This window comes from Halorubrum sp. AD140 (assembly GCF_034497445.1).
Taxonomy (GTDB): domain Archaea; phylum Halobacteriota; class Halobacteria; order Halobacteriales; family Haloferacaceae; genus Halorubrum.
Map to the genome: position 1 here is coordinate 1 of NZ_JAXRUU010000227.1, position 1,274 is coordinate 1,274.

Here is a 1,274-nt window from a genome sequence, read left to right on the forward strand (position 1 = left end):
GCCGGAACACCTCGCGTTTCCCGGTGTTGTGGATGACGACGATCATCGCCTCGCCGCCGCCTAACTCGATCTCGAACTTCTTGCCGACCCCCGGGAGGTCGGACTCGGTGATCGTCATACGGGCATCAGCGCGCCCACCGTAATATGTCTGTACGTCACGCCGCGCGGGTCGCGCCCGACCGGCCCGAGACTCCGTCCGACGGGCGTCAGCCGCGTACCAAACCCTAAGTGGGGCGGGACCGAGAGGGCGGATATGTGGGGCTCCCGAGGGAGTCGGGACCGGCGGACGGTGGTGTGCATCGCGTGCGGGGACTCCGTGTTGCGGGAAGACGCGCGCGAGTACGACAAGGAGGGCGACCGCTGGACCCGGCGCGACAAGGAGTTCGAGTACCTCTGTGCCGACTGCGACGACGAGATCTCTCACCAACCCCGCGACGGCCTCGAATCGCTGATCCTCTCGATCGAGTCCGACGGCCTCACCACCGAGGAGTTCCTCGACCGCTACGCCGACGCGGTCGCGGACGACGCCGAGGACCGGACCGGCGGAGGCGGCGGGGGGAGCCGCTCGGACCGCGGCCGCTCGGACCGTACGCGTTCCGACCGCGACCGCGACCGGTAGTTCTACCTGTCGCGGCCCGGTACCGCGGCCGTACGCATGTGCGCCCTCCACGCGGCAGCCGCGGCTTCTGCCCTCGTCCCGGCCGTCATGAGCACCGTCGACCCTGTCACGACCGTCGCCGGCGCCGGCGCGGTGGTCCTCGGCGTCTCGTTTTTCGCGCGCGGCGCGAGCGGCATCGTCAACGCGGCCCAAATCCTCCGAACGACTGCGACGAGTCCGACCGGGCTCGACGGGGCGGAACGGCGGATACGAGTCAGTGGCCGCGCCGCCGAAGTCGACGGCGAGACGCTCCCCGCGCCGTTCGGCGGCGACCCGTGCCTCTGCGTCGAGTACGACGTCTCCGAGCTCCGAAGTCAGGGCGAAGGGCAGTCGTGGGTCACGATCGACCGGGGCGAGGCCGGCGTCCCCTTCCGGGTCGACGACGGCGGGACCGGCGTCCTGGTCGACCCCGCGGCGGCGACCTTCTCCCTCGACGTCGACGAGAAGGTCAAGCTCGACGCCGGCGAGGAGCCGCCCGAGCACGTTCGGGGGTTCATCGACGCGGTCGACGGGGTCGACGACACGGAGACCGGGTACGAGGTCGGCCCGCTCACGATCGGCGACGACCCGCGGCGCCGGTACGTCCAGCGGACCCTCCGGCCGGGCGACGGGGTGA

At 71.4% G+C, this 1,274-nt stretch carries 2 protein-coding genes and 1 pseudogene; 2 read left to right on the top strand and 1 reads right to left on the bottom strand.

Annotated features, from left to right (window positions below; all coding sequences use genetic code 11):
* Nucleotides 1–118 (bottom strand): annotated as a pseudogene (locus tag U4E84_RS17680) (potassium transporter TrkA); the annotation flags it as partial.
* Between the two features lie 135 nt (nucleotides 119–253).
* Here U4E84_RS17680 and U4E84_RS17685 point away from each other — a divergent pair.
* Both U4E84_RS17685 and U4E84_RS17690 read left to right on the top strand, forming a co-directional pair.
* A complete protein-coding gene (locus tag U4E84_RS17685) occupies nucleotides 254–619 on the top strand; it encodes a hypothetical protein (RefSeq protein WP_322533391.1) in 366 nt (121 codons plus the stop codon).
* Between the two features lie 36 nt (nucleotides 620–655).
* Nucleotides 656–1,274 (top strand): hypothetical protein (locus U4E84_RS17690; RefSeq protein ID WP_322533392.1); only part of this gene is annotated, 619 nt, incomplete at its 3' end.